Origin of the sequence: Sinomonas terricola (assembly GCF_034931225.1) — a bacterium.
GTDB lineage: Bacteria > Actinomycetota > Actinomycetes > Actinomycetales > Micrococcaceae > Sinomonas > Sinomonas terricola.
In genome coordinates, this window is the sequence record NZ_JAYGGQ010000012.1 from 83,100 (window position 1) to 101,585 (window position 18,486).

Genomic DNA, 18,486 nt, shown 5'->3' on the forward strand with positions numbered 1-18,486 from the left:
CATGTTCATCTACGTTCTTGTGGCCATGCTGGCCGCCATCGTCACGTACGGCGCGACCGGCGTCGTGCGGGCCTTTGCCGTGCGGCTCGGCATCGTGTCACCGGTGCGCGAGCGAGATGTCCACACGCGTTCCGTGCCTCGGCTCGGAGGGCTCGCGATGCTCGCGGGCTTCGCCGCCGCGTTCTGGGCGGCCTCGCAGACGGTCTGGATCCGGACGATCTTCGAGGCGCACCAGACCTGGGCCGTGCTCGCCGGGGCCGCCGTGATCGTCCTCGTTGGCGTTGTCGACGACATCGTGGACCTCAAGAGCTGGGTCAAGCTCCTGGGCCAGGTCGCGGCCGCCGGGATCGTGGCAGTGTGGGGGCCGCGCGTCACCGTCCTCCCGCTCGGCCTGCTCCAGGTCAACGACGCGTGGCTGCAGATCGGCCTCACGATGTTCCTCATCGTGCTCACGGTCAACGCGATCAACTTCGTCGACGGGCTCGATGGCCTCGCGGCCGGCGTCGCGGCGATCGGAGGCCTCGCGTTCTTCCTCACCGCCTATTGGGTGCATCGCAATGCCTTCCTGCCGGACTATACGGATCTCTCGACCCTGCTGATGGCGCTGCTTGTCGGGGTCTGCCTCGGCTTCCTCCCGCACAACGTGCACCCCGCGAGGATCTTCATGGGCGATTCCGGGTCGATGCTCCTCGGGCTCGTCATGGCGACGGGCGCCGTGGTCGCGACCGGGCAGATCGCGTCGGGCCTCTACGACAGGGCCGAGGGCATCCCGACGTTCGTCCCGGTCGTGCTGCCGATCGTCGTCATGCTCCTCCCGTTCCTCGACTTGGTCCTCGCCGTCCTGCGCCGCACGGCCAGCGGCCGTTCGCCCTTCTCACCCGACCGCGAGCACGTGCATCACAAGCTCCTCGACCTCGGGTACACGCACCGTCAGGCAGTCGCCGTCATGTACGTGTGGACGGCGTTCGTCGCGTTCGGCGGCGTGGCGTACGCCTTCATCCCGTGGCTTCCGCTCACCGTCGTCAACTTCATCGTGCTGCCGACCGTCGGCTTCCTCACGATGCACCCATGGGTCCGGGAGAAGGGCGTCACGGTGCGCCGCGAATGGCTGCGCACGAGCCCGTGGGTTCCGCGCTTCACGCTTCCGTTCGCCGGGTGCGTGGCCGCCGCGACGATCCTCGGATTCACTGGCCTCGCAAGCGGGGGAGTGCCTCTCCTGTACTCGACGTTCCTCGCGCTGGCCGTGGTCTCGGCGTGTGGGGGAACCGGCGTCGTCATCCTCCACGTTGCCGCCCCGTCGCTCCCGTTCCGGCGCCGCACGCTCGTCGCGGACCTCCTCATGAAGGTCGTCGCCACCGCGATCGTCCTCCTCGCGGTCGGCTCTCCCGCGTGGTCGGATCGCGGCTGGTATTGGCTCTCGCTCGCGGTGTTCGGCGCCGTGTGGGTCGCGGTGCAGGCGGCAGTCGTCGGCTCGCAATGGAGGGCGAGGATCGCGCCCGCCGCATGACGACGGCGGGGCTCCCCGAGTTCTATCTCGTGTAGAATATTCGTGCACCCCACCCACGCCGGCACGTACCCTCGCGACGGAGCCCGCCGACGAACGGTATGAGATGAAGAGCAAGGCAGCACGCCCCGGCAGCCCAGCCGGCGCCGTCGGCTTCTCCTCGCTCTGGCTCCGCCTCGCGGCACTGTGCACGGGAGCGGCGGGCGGCGTCGCCGTCGTCCTTGCCGTCGCAGCGTGGCTCACGGCCAACGCAGCCGCCGCCGGAAGCGTCATATTCGCTGCCGCCGTCGTCATGTGCTTCTTCGCGATCAGCCTCCTCGTGGGCCACTTCGTGGGCCGGAGGAATCCCTCCGGGGCCATCGGGGCGTTCGCGGTCGTCTACCTCGTGAAGATCGTGGGCTTCGCGGCGCTCCTCCTCTGGATCGGCACCCCCGCCTGGATCAATCCGCCGTGGTTCGGCGCGACCGGCATCGTCACCGTTGTCGTGTGGCAGGCCGTCGAACTGTGGGGGTTCAGCCGGGTGCGCCTCCAGATCTTCGACGACCCGGGCGACGGCGCGTCGTCCGGTTCGGGAGGCCCGCATGGCTGACTCGAACGAGGGCCCTCGCGGGCCCCGGCGAGAGCCCGAAGGGGACGGCGGCTACAACGCCGGAATGGCCGTCTTCAGCTACATCATTGGCGGGATCATTGTCTGGAGTTTGATAGGGTGGGGGCTGGACACGCTCCTGAAAACTCACTGGATTGTGCTCGTCGGAGCCTTGCTGGGGATTGCCGGTGGTCTGTATCTCGCCGGCAAGCACGGACTCTTCACGCAGCAACGTCATTCAGCGACATCCCAGCCTCCCGACAACGGGGTCGAGGACGACGGAGACCACTGATGGAGCGACCAACAATTTCACACGTGGGGGTCGAAGCCACTCGCCCCGGCACCTGCCCGACGAAGGACACTGCAAGAGAGGAATCGCGTTGACCCCGCTCACGCTTCCGGCCGCTGACAACGGCGCATTCACCCCTCCCACCCTTGAAGAGCTCCACCTGCCGGCGATCCTGCCATGGGGGGCTTCCGACGGCTTCAACAAGCAGATGCTGCTGGTCCTGCTCTCGGTCGTCTTCATTGCGTGGTTCTTCATCGCGGCGGCGCGCAAGCGGCAGCTCGTCCCCGGCAAGCTGCAGTTCCTCGGTGAGCAGCTCTACGGCTTCGTCCGCAACGGCATCGGCAAGGACGTCATCGGCGGCAAGGACTTCATGACCTTCGTGCCGCTCCTGTTCGCGCTCTTCTTCTTCATCCTCGTCAACAACATCTACGGCGCGATCCCGCTCTTCCAGCTCCCGACGATGTCCCACGTGGGCGGCGCGTACTTCCTCGCGGGCCTCGTGTACGTCATCTGGATCGGCGTCGGCCTCAAGCGCTTCGGGCTCCGCTACCTCAAGCTCGCGGTCGTCCCGTCGGGCGTGCCGTGGTACATCATGCCGATCGTCGTCCCGATCGAGATCATCTCGAACTTCGTCGTCCGCCCCATGACGCACAGCCTCCGTCTCTTCGCGACGATGCTCGCGGGGCACCTCGTCGTCGCCCTCGCGGGCTCGGGCATCGCGTTCCTCATCGCGCAGGAGAGCGTGCTCCTCAAGGGCATGAGCCTCCTCGTGCTCGTCGGGGCGATCGCGATGTACATGCTCGAGGCGCTCATCATGGTCCTCCAGGCCTACGTCTTCACGCTCCTCACAGCGATCTACATCCAGGGCGCGGTCGCGGCCGACGCCCACTGAGAATTCCCCCCGCGAGGGGGGTAGAACCAACCGCATCAACCTGCCTGCGGGCGATTGAAAGGAAAAATCAATGGAAGGCACGATCAACGGCAGCCTCAACCTCATCGGCTATGGCCTCTCCGCCATCGGCGGTGCCATCGGTGTGGGCCTCGTCTTCTCGGCCTACATCAACGGCGTGGCCCGTCAGCCGGAGGCGCAGCGCGTGCTGCAGCCGCTCGCGTTCCTCGGCCTTGCACTTACTGAGGCGCTCGCGATCCTCGGCCTCGTGTTCGCCTTCGTCCTGAAGTAAACCAGGCCGAATCGGACGAGAACCAAGCTACTTACGTAGATAGGAGGGGTGGAACACATGCATCAGCTCATGGTGCACGCCGCCACCGAGAGCGCGCCGAGCCCGCTTGCGCCGAACTGGTGGGAGTTGCTTGTCACCGCTATCGGCTTCGCGATCCTGCTCTTCATCGTGGTGAAGTTCGTCGTGCCGGCGTTCGAGAAGACCTTCGCCGAGCGCGCTGAGGCCATCGAAGGCGGCATCGCGAAGGCCGAGAAGGCTCAGGCTGAGGCTTCGGCTGCTCTCGAGGAGTACAAGCAGCAGCTCGTCGACGCCCGCGCGGAAGCGAACCGCATCCGCGAGGAGGCTCGCGCCGAGGGTGCACAGATCCTCGCCGAGCTCAAGGAGAAGGCCGCGGCCGAGGCCGCACGCATCACGGAGCAGGCCCACACGCAGATCGAGGCGGAGCGCCAGCAGGCCCTCGCGTCGCTGCGCAACGAGGTCGGCTCGATGGCGACGACGCTCGCCGGCCGCATCGTCGGCGAGTCTCTGGACGACGACGCGCGCTCTGCTCGCGTGGTCGACCGCTTCCTCGCGGAGCTGGAAGCCCAGAACGCAGGTGCGGCGAAGTAATGGCAGGAGTATCGAGCGAATCGCTGGCGAACGCGCTGGCGGACCTGGAGACCAAGCTGCCCACAGCTTCGCTGTCGCTGGCGGATGAGCTCTTCGGAATTCTGCGGATCGTCGATTCGTCGGCGGGTCTGCGCCGCGCGCTTACCGATCCGTCGCGCGAGGGTGCGGAGAAATCGGCCCTCGTCGAGCGGCTCCTGGCCGGCAAGGTCTCGAGCGATGCGTCCCAGATCGCATCGCACCTGGCCACGCTGCGCTGGGCAGACTCCCGCGACATCAGCGATGCACTCGAAACCCTGGCAGCGACTGTGGCGATCGCCGTGGCCGAGCAGGGCAACGGCGAGGCCGTCGGCCTGGGCGGACTTGAGCGGCTCGAGAACGACCTGTTCGCGTTCAACCGCCGTGTCGAGGACAGCCACGAGCTTCAGGCGGCTCTCAGCGAGCCCCAGGCCACGGCGGACGCCAAGCGGACGCTTGCCCTGCGGCTCGCCGTGGGCGCGTCCGACGAGGCGCTCCTGCTCATCGGCCAGGCAGCCGCCGAGCCGCGGGGCCTCAAGCCCACCGAGCTCGTGAAGCGCTTCGCGGCCCTCGCGGCGAAGCGCCAGGAGCGCTGGATCGCCGAGGTTGCCGTCGCACGGCCGCTCAGCGAGACCCAGCTCGATCGGCTTCAGGCAGGGCTCAACGGGCTGTACGGCCGAGAGCTCAAGATGACGACGACGGTCGACCCCCAGCTTCTGGGCGGCGTCCGCGTCGCGGTCGGCGACGAGGTGCTCGATGCCTCGACGCTGGCCCGGCTCGCGGACCTGCGCCAGCAGCTCGCCGGGCAGGCCGGCTGACACGCCCACAGCACACTTCGAACCAGACAATCCGGTCATCACAGCCACTGCACCGATGATGACCACGAGATGTAGAGAGCAGGGACTGCAGATGGCCGAACTGACCATCAACGCCGACGACGTCCGCGATGCGCTGAACGACTTCGCGGCGTCCTACGAACCCGGAACGGCAGAGCGTGTCGAAGTCGGCCGCGTTGCCCAGGCCGCAGACGGCATCGCCCGCGTCGAGGGCCTCCCCTCGGTCATGGCGAACGAGCTGCTTCGCTTCGAGAATGGCGTTCTGGGCCTCGCCCAGAACCTCGACGTGCGCGAGATCGGCGTCATCGTCCTCGGCGAGTTCGCCGGGATCGAAGAGGGCCAGGAAGTGCACCGCACCGGCCAGATCCTCTCGGTTCCCGTGGGCGACGCGTTCCTCGGGCGCGTTGTCGACCCGCTGGGCCAGCCGATCGACGACCTCGGTCCAATCGCCGCGGAAACCACTCGTGCGCTCGAGCTCCAGGCACCGGGCGTGACGCAGCGCAAGTCGGTGCACGAGCCGATGCAGACGGGCCTCAAGGCGATCGACGCCATGATCCCGATCGGCCGCGGCCAGCGCCAGCTCATCATCGGTGACCGTCAGACCGGCAAGACCGCGATCGCCGTCGACACGATCATCAACCAGAAGGCCAACTGGGCCTCGGGCGATGTGACGAAGCAGGTCCGCTGCGTCTACGTGGCCATCGGTCAGAAGGCCTCGACGATCGCCGCCGTTCGCCAGACCCTCGAGGACCACGGCGCCCTCGAGTACACGACGATCGTCGCCTCCCCGGCGTCCGACCCGGCCGGCTTCAAGTACCTTGCCCCGTACGCCGGTTCGGCCATCGGCCAGCACTGGATGTACGGCGGCAAGCACGTCCTCATCATCTTCGATGACCTGTCGAAGCAGGCCGAGGCCTACCGTGCAGTCTCTCTCCTCCTCCGCCGTCCGCCGGGCCGCGAGGCCTACCCGGGTGACGTGTTCTACTTGCACTCGCGCCTCCTCGAGCGCTGCGCGAAGCTCTCCGATGAGCTCGGCGCGGGCTCGATGACGGGACTCCCGATCATCGAGACCAAGGCGAACGACGTCTCGGCCTACATCCCGACGAACGTCATCTCGATCACGGACGGCCAGATCTTCCTCCAGTCGGACCTCTTCAACGCCAACCAGCGCCCTGCGGTCGACGTCGGCATCTCGGTGTCACGCGTCGGCGGCGCGGCTCAGGTCAAGTCGATGAAGTCCGTGTCCGGTACCCTCAAGCTCGATCTCGCGCAGTACCGCGACATGCAGGCCTTCGCGATGTTCGCGTCGGACCTCGACGCGGCGTCGCGCCAGCAGCTCACCCGCGGTGCGCGCCTCATGGAGCTCCTCAAGCAGGGCCAGTACTCGCCGTTCCCGGTGGAGGAGCAGGTCGTCTCGATCTGGGCCGGCACCAACGGTCACCTCGACGACGTTCCGGTCGAGGACGTGCGCCGCTTCGAGACCGACTTCCTCGAGTACCTCAAGCACCGCACGTCGATCCTCACGACGCTGGCCCAGACCAGCCGTCTCGAGGAGGACACGGTCGAGGCGCTCAAGTCCGCCGTCAAGGACTTCAAGCAGGGCTTCTTCGGTGAAGGTGACAGCAAGCTCGTGGCCGCCGGCCGCGAAGAGCACGAGGCACTTGCCGCGGGCGATGTCACCCAGGAACGGATCGTCAAGCAGACCCACTGATTCCATGCGGCAATCCCCGCAGGGGCCGCCGGACCGGTGAGTGAATCCGGCCCAGTGGCCCCTGCGGGACCGCACTGGAGAGGAAAGGACAAGAATGGGTGCCCAGATCCGCGTCTACCGCCAGAAGATCGCCTCGACCTCGTCGATGCGCAAGATGTTCAAGGCGATGGAGCTGATTGCCACCTCCCGCATCGGCAAGGCGCGTGCTCGCCTCGCCGCCTCCCTGCCCTACGCGCGAGCGATCACGCGAGCCGTCTCGGCCGTGTCCTCGGCGCGCGAGCTGGACCACCCGCTGACCACCGAGCGCGAGAACGTCCGGCGCGCGGCGGTCCTGGTCCTCACGGCCGACCGCGGTCAGGCCGGCGCGTACTCGTCGAGCGTCATCAAGCAGGCCGAGTCGCTCACCGAGCTCCTGCGCGGCCAGGGCAAGGATGTGGCGACCTACCTCGTGGGCCGCAAGGGCCAGGCTTACTTCGACTTCCGCGATCGGCCGTACACCCGCGTGTGGACCGGCCAGACGGACAACCCGGAGTTCGCCACGGCGCAGGAGATCCGCAAGGTCCTCCTCGAGGCTTTCGACGCCGAGTTCGCGGAGGGCGGCGTCGACGAGATCCACGTGGTCTACACGGCCTTCAAGTCGATGGTCGTGCAGCAGCCGACGGTTATCCGCCTGCTTCCCCTCGAGGTCGTCGAGGAGAAGGCTGCGGAGGCCGACGAGATCCTGCCGCTCTACGAGTTCGAGCCGGAGCCCGAGCAGGTGCTCGACGCGCTTCTGCCTCGCTACATCGAGTCGCGGATCTTCGCTGCCATGCTGCACGCGGCTGCGAGCGAGCTTGCCTCGCGGCAGCGGGCCATGAAGAACGCGGGCGACAACGCGACCGAGCTGATCAAGAAGTACACGCGACTGCGCAACACCGCCCGCCAGGCGGAGATCACGCAGGAGCTCACGGAGATCATCGCGGGCGCGGATGCGCTCAACGCCTAGGCCGCCCGGAGCCTTGGCCCACTCATTAGACTGACAACACGCCATTACCTCAAGAAGTGAGAGACATGACTGCCACTGCCTCTGAAGCGGTTGCCACCGCCGGCGCGACGGGTCGCATCGCCCGCGTGATCGGCCCGGTGGTCGACGTCGAGTTCCCCGCGGACTCGATCCCGGAGATCTACAACGCCCTCACCACCGAGGTCACCCTCGGCGGCCAGACCCGCACCATCACGTTCGAGACGGCCCAGCACCTGGGCGACAACCTCGTGCGCGCGATCTCGCTCCAGGCCACCGACGGCCTGGTCCGCGGCACAAAGGTCCAGGACAGCGGCGCCCCGATCTCGGTACCTGTCGGTGACGGCGTCAAGGGCCACATCTTCAATGTGCTCGGCAAGCCGCTCGACGTCGACGAGTCGGAGATCCAGGCTTCGGACCGCTGGCCGATCCACCGCAAGGCGCCGTCCTTCGCGCAGCTCGAGGGCTCCACCGAGATGCTCGAGACCGGCATCAAGGTCATCGACCTCCTTACGCCGTACATCAACGGCGGCAAGATCGGCCTGTTCGGCGGCGCAGGCGTCGGCAAGACCGTTCTCATCCAGGAGATGATTACGCGTGTTGCCCGCAACTTCGGCGGCACCTCGGTGTTCGCGGGCGTCGGCGAGCGCACCCGTGAGGGCAACGACCTCTGGGTCGAAATGGAGGAGGCCGGCGTTCTCAAGGACACCGCCCTCGTGTTCGGCCAGATGGACGAGCCGCCGGGAACGCGTCTTCGTGTGGCGCTCTCGGCGCTGACCATGGCCGAGTACTTCCGCGATGTCCAGAAGCAGGACGTGCTCCTCTTCATCGACAACATCTTCCGCTTCACGCAGGCGGGTTCCGAGGTGTCCACGCTCCTCGGCCGCATGCCCTCCGCGGTCGGCTACCAGCCGAACCTCGCCGACGAGATGGGCGTCCTCCAGGAGCGCATCACCTCGACGCGTGGCCACTCGATCACCTCGATGCAGGCGATCTACGTCCCCGCGGACGACTACACCGACCCCGCTCCGGCAACGACGTTCGCGCACCTCGACGCGACGACCGAGCTTTCGCGTGAGATCGCGTCGCGTGGCCTCTACCCCGCCGTCGACCCGCTCACGTCGACGTCGCGAATCCTCGACCCGCAGTACATCGGCCAGGACCACTACAACACGGCCGTGCGCGTCAAGCAGATCCTCCAGAAGAACAAGGAGCTGCAGGACATCATCGCGATCCTCGGCGTCGACGAGCTCTCGGAAGAGGACAAGATCGTCGTGGCTCGTGCGCGCCGCATCCAGCAGTTCCTCTCGCAGAACACCTACACCGCGAAGCAGTTCACGGGTGTCGAGGGCTCGACCGTCTCCATCAAGGACACGATCGAGGGCTTCAAGGCCATCTGCGACGGCGAGCTGGACCACATCGCGGAGCAGGCGTTCTTCAACGTCGGTGGCCTCGACGACGTCGAGCGCAACTGGGCCAAGATCCAGGAATCGACGAAGTAGCATGGCTGAGCTCGAAGTCGAGGTCGTTGCGGCGGACCACTTCGTGTGGTCCGGTGCGGCGAAGATGGTCAAGGCCCGCACGGCCGACGGCGAGATCGGGATCCTCCCGAACCACACTCCGGTGCTGGCCGTGCTGCATGCGGGCAACATCGAGATCGAGCCTGTTTCGGGTTCGCGGATCGTCGTCGAGGCCGATGGGGGATTCTTCTCCGTCGACAGCAACCGCGTCGTCATCGTCGCGGACAACGCACAGATCAGCGAGTCAGTCGCGGGGATCCGTTAGCCACACTCAATGGACGATTCCGCTCTTCCGTTCATCGTCCTGGCAGCGATCTTCCTGCTCCTTGCAGCAATGCTCTGTGCCCTGGGGGTGCGCCGCTTCGTCCTGCGGCGCACCCTCGGCACAGTGGACGCCTCCATCAGCCTGTCCTCCGGGGCATGGCGGATGGGGGTTTGCCGTTATCAGGACGCCGAACTCGAGTGGTTCGACCTCTTGTCCCTGAGTCCGCTCCCGAAGCGCCGCTTCACCCGCAGCGCGCTCATGCTCCAGGGCCGCCGCCTGCCCACGGAGGCCGAACGGCCCAAGGTGCAGGCCGACGTCGTCATCGTGGAACTCGTGCACCGCGGCACCGAGGTGCGTTTCGCCATGGACTTCCGCGCCTATGCGGGGCTCGCATCCTGGCTCGAAGCCGGGCCCGTGATCGGCGTCGGAACCTGGCGCTGACGTCGGCATGGATGCGCTCTACGACGTGAGGATCGTCGACGGTCCGGTGGCCGTCGTGTGCTGGGTCCTTGCACTCGCGGGGCTCGGGACGCTCGCCGTCCTTGCGGCGCGTCCCCGGAAGGATCCGTGGCATCGGGCGGCCATCATCTGCCTGGGCGCCGTCGTCGCCGCTGCCGCGGTCACGGGCGTGGTGCATTGGCTCCTCGTGGACATCGGGAACGTCTTCCCCGAAGACCTTCCGGCCGAGGTCCTGGTGGCCTCGGGATTCGGGGTCCTCGGGGTGGTCTTGGCCGTCGCGGCACTCATCCGGATCGGCCTCGCGCGGCGTGCGTGGCGCCTCCGGGTGTTCGCGGTGCTCTCGGCAGCCGCGATGGCCCTCCTTTCGGGCCAGCTCATCAATGCCTATTTTGGCCTCAACCTCACAGTCGCGGATCTCGCCGGCGTCTCGCTGAGCCACATCCGCCCTCTCGACGCGTCCCTCGAGAGGCCAGCCCGGCCCACCGCGGCACTCGCCGCCTGGAACCGTTCCGACGTGCTTCCCGCGCACGGCGAGCTGCGCACGGCGAAGATTCCCGCGACGTCGTCCGGCTTTTCGGCACGCCCAGCCTACGTCTACCTGCCGCCTGCCTATTTCGCCCCCACGCGGCCCGAGCTTCCCGTCCTCCTGCTTGTCCCGGGGCAGCCCGGCAACCCGTCGGACTGGATCGTGGGCGGGCGCCTCCGGCACAAGCTGGATCGCTTTGCCGCCGATCATGGGGGAGTGGCGCCGGTCGCCGTCGTCGTCGATCCGAATGGGAGCCCGTCCGCGAACACGATGTGCATGGATACCAAGCTCGGGCGGTCCGAGAGCTATCTCGTCCAAGACGTCGTCCCGTGGGTCAAGGAGCACTTGAGCGTCGCTGCGGACGCTTCGATGTGGGCGGCAGGCGGCTTCTCGTTCGGCGGGACGTGCTCGGTGCAGCTCCTCGCCAAGCACCCCGAGCTCGTCGGGAGCGCGCTCGGCTTCGCGGCCGAGCAGGAGCCCGCGCTCGCCAAGGATCGGGCCAAGACTATTGATTTGGCGTTCGACGGCGACGCCGCGGCTTTCGAGTCCGAGGTCCCTGAGACATTCTTCGCGTCCAGGCGCCACGATGGCCTCCTGCTGTTCCTCGCCGCGGGCTCGCGCGATCAGGATTTCACGCGGCAGGCGAAGGTCATTGCGGGGCAGGCCCAGGCCTCGGGCGTGGAGGTGCACGAGTTCTCCGCGGACGGCGAGGGGCACTCGTGGGAGATGATCGCGAAGGCGTGGCCTTCGGGGCTCGACCTCCTCGCGCGGCGCTGGGGGATCGCGTGACGCCGCGGGAGGAGGCGCCGGCCGCGGCTCCTCCGAGCCGCACGGCCCGGAGCGGGCTCGCCCGCCCGCGTTCCGGCGCGTCGGGCACCCTCGCCGATGCCGTGCGGGGCGCCGTGCGCCGCTGGGTGAGCGCCCTCGGCCGCTACCCCGTGACGCTCACGATTGTCGCAGTGTTCTGGATTGTGGGCCTCGCTTCGGACAGCATTCTCGCGGGACCGGACGAGGCCCTGTACAAGCTGGTCGCCGGCAACTTCGGTGCCCTCCGCGGCGGGCAGTGGTGGACCCCGATCACCTCCGTATTCTTCGCTTCGAACCCGCTCGCGTACCTCGCCGGCACGGTCGTCACGGCCGGCCTCGTCCCGTTGGCCGAGCGGGCGTTCGGGCCGTGGCGCACGCTCGCGCTCTTCTTCGGAGGCCAGCTCGCGAGCCTCGTCGCCTTCTTCACGCTCGTGCAGCTCGCGCGCTGGCTCGGCGACGACTGGATCGGCTCGATGGTGGACGTGCCGATTCTCGGACCGTACCCCGCCGCGCTCGCGTGCGGCCTTGCGGCGAGCGGATCGCTGGGCGCCCTCCTGCGCCGCAGGGTGCGGGCGCTCGTCCTGACGACGGCCGGGATGCTGGTCCTGTACGTGGGCCATTCGGAGACGGTGCTCGGGTTCATCGGCGCCCTCGTGGGTCTCGTGGCGAGCTGGTGGACGGCGGGGCCCGCGCAGGAGCGGCACTTCCGGCTGCCGAGCATCCGGGAGCGCCGCAATCTCCTCGCCCTCCTCGTCGCCGTGGTCGCCGTCGGCCCCGTCCTGACGGCGTTCAGCCGCAGCCCGACGGGGCCCCTGGCGCTCGTGCGCGGCATGGTGCTCAACCCCCTGCCCGTCCTCGCCCAGATCCAACAGGACTGCGCGGGGTCCATCAACGCGGTGTGTCTTCCGTCCGGCCCGCCGACGGTCCTCTCGGCGGCCGGCTATCTCACGGCGCTCATGCCGGTTCTCATCCTCATCGTGTGCGCCGAAGGGCTTCGACGGGGTCGGTCCGTCGCGCTGCGCGTCGCCGTCGGGGTCCAGCTTGCGGTCTTTGCCCTCGCGGCGGGATACATCGCCCTGTTCCTCCGCATCCCCTACCGCCCGGGTCCGGGGCGCACCGGCGTCCTCGGCTCAGGCATCGTGCATGTGCTGCCCGTCGTGATCTCGGCCCTCGCGCTCGTCATCGTGCTCTGGATGCACCGCGACCTATTCCCGGTCGAGACCGCGCGCGGCATGAGGCGGCGGCTGCAGACCGCGGGCGCGGCGTTCGGGGGGAGCCTCGTGGCGCTCTACGTCGTCCTGTGGTTCAAGGACGGCGGGACCGCGCGGCCCGGTGGGCTGTGGGGACTCGTCGAAGAGCTGGTTCGGCAATACCTGCCAGCCCCGCTGCCCACGAGCTACGCGCCGCTCTTCCGCGACCGGGACGGGCTCGCGCTGTGGCTCTTCACGTACGGCGGCCTGATCCTGTGGACCGCCGCCCTCGTGGGCGTCGTCATCGCTGTCCTCCGCGGGCAGCAGACCCTCGGGGCGCGAGACGACAGCCTCCACCTCGCTCGCCGCCTCGTTCACCGCGGCGGCAGCAGCCTCTCGTGGATGACGCTCTGGCCGCCCAACCGCTTCTGGTTCGACGAGCACGCCACGGCGGGCGTCGCCTTCCAGCAGCACGGGAGCGTCGCGCTCTCCGTCGCGGGTCCGATCGGGACTCCGGGGAAGTGGCCGTCCGCGCTTGAGGGATTCATCCGGTACTGCTCGCGGCACGCGCTCGTCCCGTGCTTCTACTCCCTCACGGACGACCACTGGCCGCTCCTGAGAGAACGCGGATTCCGCCGCGTCGAGGTTGCGCAGGAGACGCGGCTCCGCATCCGCGAACTCGAATTCAAGGGCAAGGACTGGCAGAACGTCCGGACCGCGGTCAACCGGGCACGGAAGACCGGAGTCAAAGCCGAATGGGTCCGCTACGCCGCGCTCAGCCCGCACCGCCGCGCGCAGCTCCACATCCTCTCGGAGGAGTGGTCGGCCCGGAAGACGCTCCCAGACATGGGGTTCACCCTCGGCGGACTCGATGAGCTCGCAGATCCCGAGGTGCTCCTGTGCCTCGCCGTCGATGAGGAAGGGAAGCTGCACGGTGCCACGAGCTGGCTGCCCGTCTATCAGGAAGGGCAGCTCGTGAGCTGGACCCTCGACTTCATGCGGCGCAGCCCCGATGGGTTCCCCGGAGTGATGGAATTTCTCGTGGCCTCCGCCGTCGCCGAGCTGAGATCGACGGTCGACGCCATTTCGCTCTCTGGCTCGCCGCTCGCGGCCGATCCGGCGGGAGAACGCGCCGTTGTCGAGGGCCAGGATGAGCTTCTGGGGCGCGTCCTTGATGCAACGGGCCACGCGCTCGAGCCGATCTACGGTTTCAGATCACTCGCCCGGTTCAAATCCCATTTCCAGCCCGAATACCGCGCTCTCTACATGTACTACCAGGACACCATGCAGCTTCCCGCGATCGGGCGCGCACTTGCCGAGGCCTACCTACCCGGCCTCACGATGCGGCATCGCATGCGGCTCCTGAGCAGTCTCGTGCGCTGACCCGGGCTAAATTGACCAACTCTGTCACAAATGCTCCGAGGGCTTCGACTGGCAACAAAAAGCGGGGGCCCCGAATCGGGACCCCCGCTTGACTGCGCGAAGCTCAGAGGGCGGTGACGCCCATCGCCTGCGGGCCCTTCGCGCCCTGGCCGATCTCGAACTCGACTCGCTGGTTCTCCTCGAGCGTGCGGAAGCCGTTCGACTTGATCTCCGAGTAGTGGACGAAGACGTCGCCATCAGCGTCGTCCGGGGTGATGAAGCCGAAGCCCTTCTCAGCGTTGAACCACTTGACGGTTCCCTGTGCCATTACCTGTGTTCTCCTGTGGATTGCCGATTGATGGCCCCCGCTTGTGCTGAGGGCCCAGTTACTCCGCGGGAAGAACCTGACACGCACTGGATATCAGGAGCTTCGCGCTCGCAACGGTCTTGCGAGCGTGCTCTGCTGGCTGAGCTGGCTGCTAGCTCACAGATACTGCTAACTACATCAAGACTGGATATAGCCAATCATGCCCGGCATGTGCGGTCAATGGCACACGAAACGGGGAAACCAATTCTGGGAGAACAAAACTTGAATGCGGCCAGGCTCAGTTCGGTCAGGGTGCTGTGAGCAGCCGGCCGTCGCGGACGACGGCGACGAGCCCGAGGCGCGAGTCCGTCGCCACGAGATCGGCGCGCAGACCGCGGCGCAGGCTCCCGAATTCGTCAGAACGGCCCAAGACCGCGGCCGGGACCGCGGTCGCGGACTTGACCGCGGAGGCGAGGGGGATGCCCGCGTCTGCCGTGCGCCGGACGACGTCGAGCAAGGTCGCCGTCCCGCCCGCAATCGAGCCCGTCGCGTCGAGCGTCGCGACGCCGTTCCGCACTGTGACGGGGGAGGGGCCGAGCATGTAGTGGCCGTCGCTGAGGCCGGCGGCGGCCATCGAGTCCGTGACGAGGGCGATGTTGGAGTCGCCCACAAGTGCGAAGACCGTGCGGACGGTTGCCGGGTCGAGGTGCACCCCGTCGGCGACGAGTTCGACGACGGCGCGGCCCGCGGCTGCGGCGCGGAGGCACGCGGCGACGGGGCCGGGGGCGCGGTGGTGCAGGGACGGCATGCCATTGAACAGGTGGGTCACGGTGGGGACGGAGGCCTGACCGTCGAATCCGCCCTCGATGAGTTCGTCGAGCGCCTGTTCGAGGGACGCCGCGGCCGTCGCATCGTCGCAGTCGGTGTGGCCGAGCGAGGGCGTGACGCCGTGCGCGGTGAGGAGGTCCACGAGCTCCGCCGCACCAGGAAGTTCGGGCGCGTAGGTCATCGTCTCGAGGTTGCCCTCGGCGGCCTCGATGAGCTCCTCGGCGAGGGCGAGGTCCGGCTCGAGGAGGAACGCGGGATTCTGCGCCCCGCAGCGGGCATGGGAGAGGAACGGCCCTTCGAGGTGGATGCCCTCGACGAGCCCTTCGCCGTCGAGCCGCGCGAAGAGCCGGACTCCGCGCAGGAGGTCCTCGGGGGCCGCGGTCACGAGGCTTGCGAGGAGGCTCGTGGTGCCGGCGCGGTGGAGGAAGTCGATCGCTCGGCGCGAGCCCTCCTCGTCGGCGCTCGGGAAGTCCGCGCCGGCGGCGCCGTGGCAGTGGATGTCCACGAGCCCTGGGAGCAGCACCGCGTCCTCGGGAAGGGGAAGCGCGTCGCCGTCGAACGCTGCCGCGTCGAAATCCGCGGCGGCACCGGCGTAAGCAATCCTGTCCCCCTCGAGAGCCACGACGCCGTCGTCGATCGCCTCCCCGTCGCTCACGATGCGCCCACGGGCAACGAGGCGGGCCTGTCCGGAGTCCGGGGAAGTCATACGACGATCATAGGGGAGCACCCAGTTCCACGGACCTATGGGGCCGCCAGCACGAGGAGACCGCCCCCGCCCCCGGGCCGTGGCCTGCTGATCTGTGTCGCTAGAACAGGCGGCTGTCTGCGTCGTCGACGCCGCGCATCGCGTCGTAGTCGAGCGTGAGGCAGTCGATGCCGCGATCGGTCGCGAGGACGCGCGCCTGGGGCTTGATCTGCTGGGCCGCGAAGACGCCGCGCACGGGCGCGAGGAGCGGGTCGCGGTTGAGCAGCTCGAGGTAGCGCGTGAGCTGTTCGACGCCGTCGATGTCGCCGCGCCGCTTGAGCTCGACGGCGACCGTGCCGCCATTCGCATCGCGCGCGAGGATGTCGACGGGGCCGATGGCCGTCGCATACTCGCGCCGGATGAGCGTGAAACCCGGCCCGAGTGTCTCGATCTGCTCGGCGAGGAGGCGCTGAAGGTCCGCCTCGACGCCGTCCTTGATCAGCCCTGGATCGATGCCGAGCTCGTGGCTCGAGTCGTGCAGCTGCTCATAGATGTTCACAATGAGGCGGTCGTCGGTCTTTGCTGACTGCACCGTCCATTGTTCGACGATGCCCTCGTCGAGCTGGGTTCCCTCCGCCGCGATGACGCGAAGCGTCGCGGGAGGGCTCATCCAGTTGAGCGGCTTGTAGGAGCCGCCGTCGGAGTGGACGAGCACGGAGCCGTCCGCCTTGACGAGCAGGAGCCGAGTCGCGAGCGGGAGGTGGGCCTTGAGGCGGCCCTCGTAGTCCACGGAGCAGCGGGCAATGACGAGTCGCACCCGAGCACTCTACCCGGGAGAATGGAGCAGTGCCCCGTTCGAACCGCCCCCGCCGGCCCAGAGTCACGGGCAACCCGTCGGCCCGCGAGCTGAACGCCCGCCGAGCCGAGCGCTCCGACGACGACTTCGACCTCGAGCGTGTGCTCGCCGACTTCGAGCGGCTCGAGTCGGCGCCCGACGGCGACTGGCGCGTGAGCACTGTGACGACGCGGAGTGCCGCGAAGGTCTATACGTGCCCGGGTTGTTCGCGCCCCATTCCTCCCGGCGTCGCCCACCTCGTCGTGTGGGCGGACGACCACCTCTTCGGTGCGGAGGCCGGCATCGCCGAGCGGCGTCACTGGCACAAGCACTGCTGGCGCACGCGGACGTTTCGGTACCGCTGATCAGCCGGTACCTCCGATCGCCTTCACGCGCCGTGACGAGCCTCGATCGCGGCATAGGCTGTCCCCATGCCCTTCGACCCCGAGTCCTACGAGTTCAGCGCGTCCGACGGCCCCGTCGAGATCCGCGCCAACACCGTCCTTCCGGCGCGGCGCGAGAACATCGAGCTGCACACCGAGGACGGCCTGACGCTCGTCGGCGAGCTCGCGCTCCCTCCCGAGCGCGATCCCCTGGCCACGCTCGTGACGCTCCATCCGCTTCCCACGCACGGCGGATTCATGGACTCGCACGTGTTCCGCAAGGCGTCCTTCCGCTTGCCCGCGCTCGCGGACATCGCCGTCGTCCGCTTCAACACGCGCGGCACGTCGAGCCCGCGGGGATCCAGCGAGGGACGCTTCGAGGAGGGCGTCGGCGAGCGCGCGGACGTCGAGGCAGCGGTCCGCTTCGCCGTCGCGCGCGGCCTGCCGCGGCTCTGGCTGGTCGGCTGGTCGTTCGGCACGGAGCTTGCGCTCAAGTACGGAGCTGTGCCTCCCGTAGCCTCCGAGATTGAGGGCGCGATCCTGCTGTCCCCGCCCCTCCATCGTGCGGGCGACGCCGATCTTGCGGCATGGGCCGCGCTCGGCAAGCCGCTCAAGGTGCTCGTCCCCGAGCACGACGACTACCTTCGTCCCGCCGAGGCGGCGCAACGTTTCGCGGCCGTTCCGCAGGCCGACGTCGTGGGGATCGACGGGGCCAAGCATCTGTGGGTCGGCGAGAAGTTCGTCCAGCGCGCCCTGACGGAGATGGTCGGCACGGTCGGCGGCGCGGCAGGCAAGCGGACGACGGCGGAGCCCGGCTCGGGCGCGAGGCCGCTCCCCACAGCGTGGAACGGCCTCGTCGCGACGGCAGCCGGCTGAGCCCAGTGCGGCGGGATCACCGCATCAGCGTTCCTCGAGCCGGTCAAGGGCACCCGATCTGCAGGGGAACGACGAAGCTCACTGATGGCTAAGGGACAGGGGTGCCGTCCAATGTCATCGTGCGATCACAGATGGCTGCCAGGGCTGCAACCCATACCTGGCCAGGCTGTGTGGCTCTCAACCGGCGAAGCGGCGCACCAGCCGCCAGGCCGGGTCATTCGCCGAGTCGACGGCGAGACGGCGGGAGCGGGCCGAAAGGACTCCGGCTCCGTGCCATGGGATCCCAGGTATGCTTTCAGGTCAGTAGCCATCTGAAGCCGCAGAGGAGATCCAACGTGCTCAATGGTGGAAGCGCCGGGATCACCGTCGGGGCATTGGTGGCAGTGGCCGTCGCCTTGTACATCGTGCTGGTGGTGCGCCGGAGGAAGTGAATGCCACTTCGTCACGGCAGCCGCGCCACGAAACAGGATCCCTGAACGGCTGTCGCATCTGAGGACGCGGCCTGTCGGCTTGTGATGACCGCCAGATTGACCGCAAGGCTTTCTCCTCGACGGCGCAACCTCTCGGCCTGCGCCGGGCGTACCCTGAGTCCGTGTGCGCCATCAGTCACCACGAGCGAAATCGGTCAGGCGTCAGCGACTGGTCCGGCAAGGGTGCGGTGATCGTTTTGGGCGCGGTCGTGGGTATCTTCGGCTCGACTTTCGGTCCCTTC

Annotated in this window: 19 protein-coding genes; 16 read left to right on the forward strand and 3 right to left on the reverse strand. The window is 68.2% G+C overall.

Annotated features, from left to right (window positions below):
* Window position 1: 1 nt before the first annotated feature.
* From SPF06_RS15295 to SPF06_RS15360, 14 genes are all read left to right on the forward strand, one after another.
* Complete coding sequence (locus SPF06_RS15295) at window positions 2-1,507, forward strand: MraY family glycosyltransferase (RefSeq protein ID WP_323279988.1); 1,506 nt, start codon at window positions 2-4, stop codon at window positions 1,505-1,507.
* 103 nt (window positions 1,508-1,610) lie between these two features.
* Window positions 1,611-2,093 (forward strand): hypothetical protein, encoded by a 483-nt coding sequence (locus SPF06_RS15300; RefSeq protein ID WP_323279989.1) that lies wholly within the window; start codon window positions 1,611-1,613, stop codon window positions 2,091-2,093.
* Window positions 2,094-2,157: 64 nt separating this feature from the next.
* On the forward strand, window positions 2,158-2,382 hold the full coding sequence (locus tag SPF06_RS15305; protein ID WP_428985774.1) for an AtpZ/AtpI family protein: 225 nt from the start codon (window positions 2,158-2,160) through the stop codon (window positions 2,380-2,382).
* 88 nt (window positions 2,383-2,470) lie between these two features.
* The gene (atpB, locus tag SPF06_RS15310) at window positions 2,471-3,271 is read left to right on the forward strand and encodes a F0F1 ATP synthase subunit A (protein WP_323279991.1); all 801 of its coding nucleotides are present in this window, start codon (window positions 2,471-2,473) and stop codon (window positions 3,269-3,271) included.
* Between the two features lie 70 nt (window positions 3,272-3,341).
* Window positions 3,342-3,560, forward strand: coding sequence for an ATP synthase F0 subunit C (atpE, locus tag SPF06_RS15315; RefSeq protein ID WP_307965349.1), 219 nt, complete (start codon window positions 3,342-3,344; stop codon window positions 3,558-3,560).
* A 57-nt stretch (window positions 3,561-3,617) separates the two neighbouring features.
* A complete protein-coding gene (locus tag SPF06_RS15320; RefSeq protein ID WP_323279992.1) occupies window positions 3,618-4,169 on the forward strand; it encodes a F0F1 ATP synthase subunit B in 552 nt (183 codons plus the stop codon).
* The gene (locus SPF06_RS15325) at window positions 4,169-5,002 is read left to right on the forward strand and encodes a F0F1 ATP synthase subunit delta (protein WP_323279993.1); all 834 of its coding nucleotides are present in this window, start codon (window positions 4,169-4,171) and stop codon (window positions 5,000-5,002) included. The genes SPF06_RS15320 and SPF06_RS15325 overlap by 1 nt, the downstream gene beginning before the upstream one ends.
* 91 nt (window positions 5,003-5,093) lie before the next feature.
* Window positions 5,094-6,731: a F0F1 ATP synthase subunit alpha gene (gene atpA / locus SPF06_RS15330; protein WP_323279994.1), complete on the forward strand. Its 1,638-nt coding sequence runs from the start codon at window positions 5,094-5,096 to the stop codon at window positions 6,729-6,731.
* 94 nt (window positions 6,732-6,825) lie between these two features.
* Complete coding sequence (locus tag SPF06_RS15335; protein ID WP_323279995.1) at window positions 6,826-7,716, forward strand: F0F1 ATP synthase subunit gamma; 891 nt, start codon at window positions 6,826-6,828, stop codon at window positions 7,714-7,716.
* Between the two features lie 65 nt (window positions 7,717-7,781).
* Entirely contained in the window at window positions 7,782-9,233 is a 1,452-nt protein-coding gene (gene atpD, locus SPF06_RS15340) for a F0F1 ATP synthase subunit beta (RefSeq protein ID WP_323279996.1), read from the forward strand.
* Window position 9,234: 1 nt separating this feature from the next.
* The gene (locus tag SPF06_RS15345; protein WP_307965354.1) at window positions 9,235-9,516 is read left to right on the forward strand and encodes a F0F1 ATP synthase subunit epsilon; all 282 of its coding nucleotides are present in this window, start codon (window positions 9,235-9,237) and stop codon (window positions 9,514-9,516) included.
* A gap of 9 nt (window positions 9,517-9,525) precedes the next feature.
* Window positions 9,526-9,957, forward strand: coding sequence for a DUF2550 domain-containing protein (locus tag SPF06_RS15350; RefSeq protein ID WP_323279997.1), 432 nt, complete (start codon window positions 9,526-9,528; stop codon window positions 9,955-9,957).
* Between the two features lie 7 nt (window positions 9,958-9,964).
* On the forward strand, window positions 9,965-11,290 hold the full coding sequence (locus tag SPF06_RS15355; protein ID WP_323279998.1) for an alpha/beta hydrolase: 1,326 nt from the start codon (window positions 9,965-9,967) through the stop codon (window positions 11,288-11,290).
* Window positions 11,287-13,881, forward strand: a complete 2,595-nt coding sequence (locus tag SPF06_RS15360; RefSeq protein ID WP_323279999.1) for a DUF2156 domain-containing protein — start codon at window positions 11,287-11,289, stop codon at window positions 13,879-13,881. The genes SPF06_RS15355 and SPF06_RS15360 overlap by 4 nt, the downstream gene beginning before the upstream one ends.
* Before the next feature lie 103 nt (window positions 13,882-13,984).
* Here SPF06_RS15360 and SPF06_RS15365 read toward each other — a convergent pair whose 3' ends face one another.
* The 3 genes from SPF06_RS15365 to nucS all read right to left on the reverse strand — a co-directional run bounded on the left by SPF06_RS15365 (window position 13,985) and on the right by nucS (window position 16,497).
* On the reverse strand, window positions 13,985-14,188 hold the full coding sequence (locus tag SPF06_RS15365) for a cold-shock protein (RefSeq protein WP_323280000.1): 204 nt from the start codon (window positions 14,186-14,188) through the stop codon (window positions 13,985-13,987).
* Window positions 14,189-14,474: 286 nt separating this feature from the next.
* Entirely contained in the window at window positions 14,475-15,701 is a 1,227-nt protein-coding gene (locus SPF06_RS15370; RefSeq protein ID WP_323280001.1) for an N-acetylglucosamine-6-phosphate deacetylase, read from the reverse strand.
* Window positions 15,702-15,801: 100 nt separating this feature from the next.
* Window positions 15,802-16,497, reverse strand: coding sequence for an endonuclease NucS (nucS, locus tag SPF06_RS15375; protein WP_323280002.1), 696 nt, complete (start codon window positions 16,495-16,497; stop codon window positions 15,802-15,804).
* Between the two features lie 29 nt (window positions 16,498-16,526).
* Here nucS and SPF06_RS15380 point away from each other — a divergent pair, with 29 nt between their 5' ends.
* Both SPF06_RS15380 and SPF06_RS15385 read left to right on the forward strand, forming a co-directional pair.
* Complete coding sequence (locus SPF06_RS15380; protein WP_323280003.1) at window positions 16,527-16,880, forward strand: ATP/GTP-binding protein; 354 nt, start codon at window positions 16,527-16,529, stop codon at window positions 16,878-16,880.
* A 66-nt stretch (window positions 16,881-16,946) separates the two neighbouring features.
* Window positions 16,947-17,774: an alpha/beta hydrolase gene (locus tag SPF06_RS15385; protein ID WP_323280004.1), complete on the forward strand. Its 828-nt coding sequence runs from the start codon at window positions 16,947-16,949 to the stop codon at window positions 17,772-17,774.
* The last annotated feature ends 712 nt before the right edge of the window (window positions 17,775-18,486 follow it).

What these genes read in the sequence shown, in the direction of transcription:
- SPF06_RS15305 (WP_428985774.1), top strand. Translation starts at nt 2,158, where the DNA reads ATGGCCGTCTTCAGCTACATCATTGGCGGGATCATTGTCTGGAGTTTG.
- SPF06_RS15385 (WP_323280004.1), top strand. Translation starts at nt 16,947, where the DNA reads ATGCCCTTCGACCCCGAGTCCTACGAGTTCAGCGCGTCCGACGGCCCC.
- SPF06_RS15355 (WP_323279998.1), top strand. Translation starts at nt 9,965, where the DNA reads ATGGATGCGCTCTACGACGTGAGGATCGTCGACGGTCCGGTGGCCGTC.
- SPF06_RS15325 (WP_323279993.1), top strand. Translation starts at nt 4,169, where the DNA reads ATGGCAGGAGTATCGAGCGAATCGCTGGCGAACGCGCTGGCGGACCTG.
- SPF06_RS15365 (WP_323280000.1), bottom strand. Translation starts at nt 14,188, where the DNA reads ATGGCACAGGGAACCGTCAAGTGGTTCAACGCTGAGAAGGGCTTCGGC.
- atpD (WP_323279996.1), top strand. Translation starts at nt 7,782, where the DNA reads ATGACTGCCACTGCCTCTGAAGCGGTTGCCACCGCCGGCGCGACGGGT.
- SPF06_RS15300 (WP_323279989.1), top strand. Translation starts at nt 1,611, where the DNA reads ATGAAGAGCAAGGCAGCACGCCCCGGCAGCCCAGCCGGCGCCGTCGGC.
- SPF06_RS15335 (WP_323279995.1), top strand. Translation starts at nt 6,826, where the DNA reads ATGGGTGCCCAGATCCGCGTCTACCGCCAGAAGATCGCCTCGACCTCG.
- SPF06_RS15320 (WP_323279992.1), top strand. Translation starts at nt 3,618, where the DNA reads ATGCATCAGCTCATGGTGCACGCCGCCACCGAGAGCGCGCCGAGCCCG.
- atpA (WP_323279994.1), top strand. Translation starts at nt 5,094, where the DNA reads ATGGCCGAACTGACCATCAACGCCGACGACGTCCGCGATGCGCTGAAC.
- SPF06_RS15370 (WP_323280001.1), bottom strand. Translation starts at nt 15,701, where the DNA reads ATGACTTCCCCGGACTCCGGACAGGCCCGCCTCGTTGCCCGTGGGCGC.
- atpE (WP_307965349.1), top strand. Translation starts at nt 3,342, where the DNA reads ATGGAAGGCACGATCAACGGCAGCCTCAACCTCATCGGCTATGGCCTC.
- SPF06_RS15345 (WP_307965354.1), top strand. Translation starts at nt 9,235, where the DNA reads ATGGCTGAGCTCGAAGTCGAGGTCGTTGCGGCGGACCACTTCGTGTGG.
- SPF06_RS15295 (WP_323279988.1), top strand. Translation starts at nt 2, where the DNA reads ATGTTCATCTACGTTCTTGTGGCCATGCTGGCCGCCATCGTCACGTAC.
- SPF06_RS15350 (WP_323279997.1), top strand. Translation starts at nt 9,526, where the DNA reads ATGGACGATTCCGCTCTTCCGTTCATCGTCCTGGCAGCGATCTTCCTG.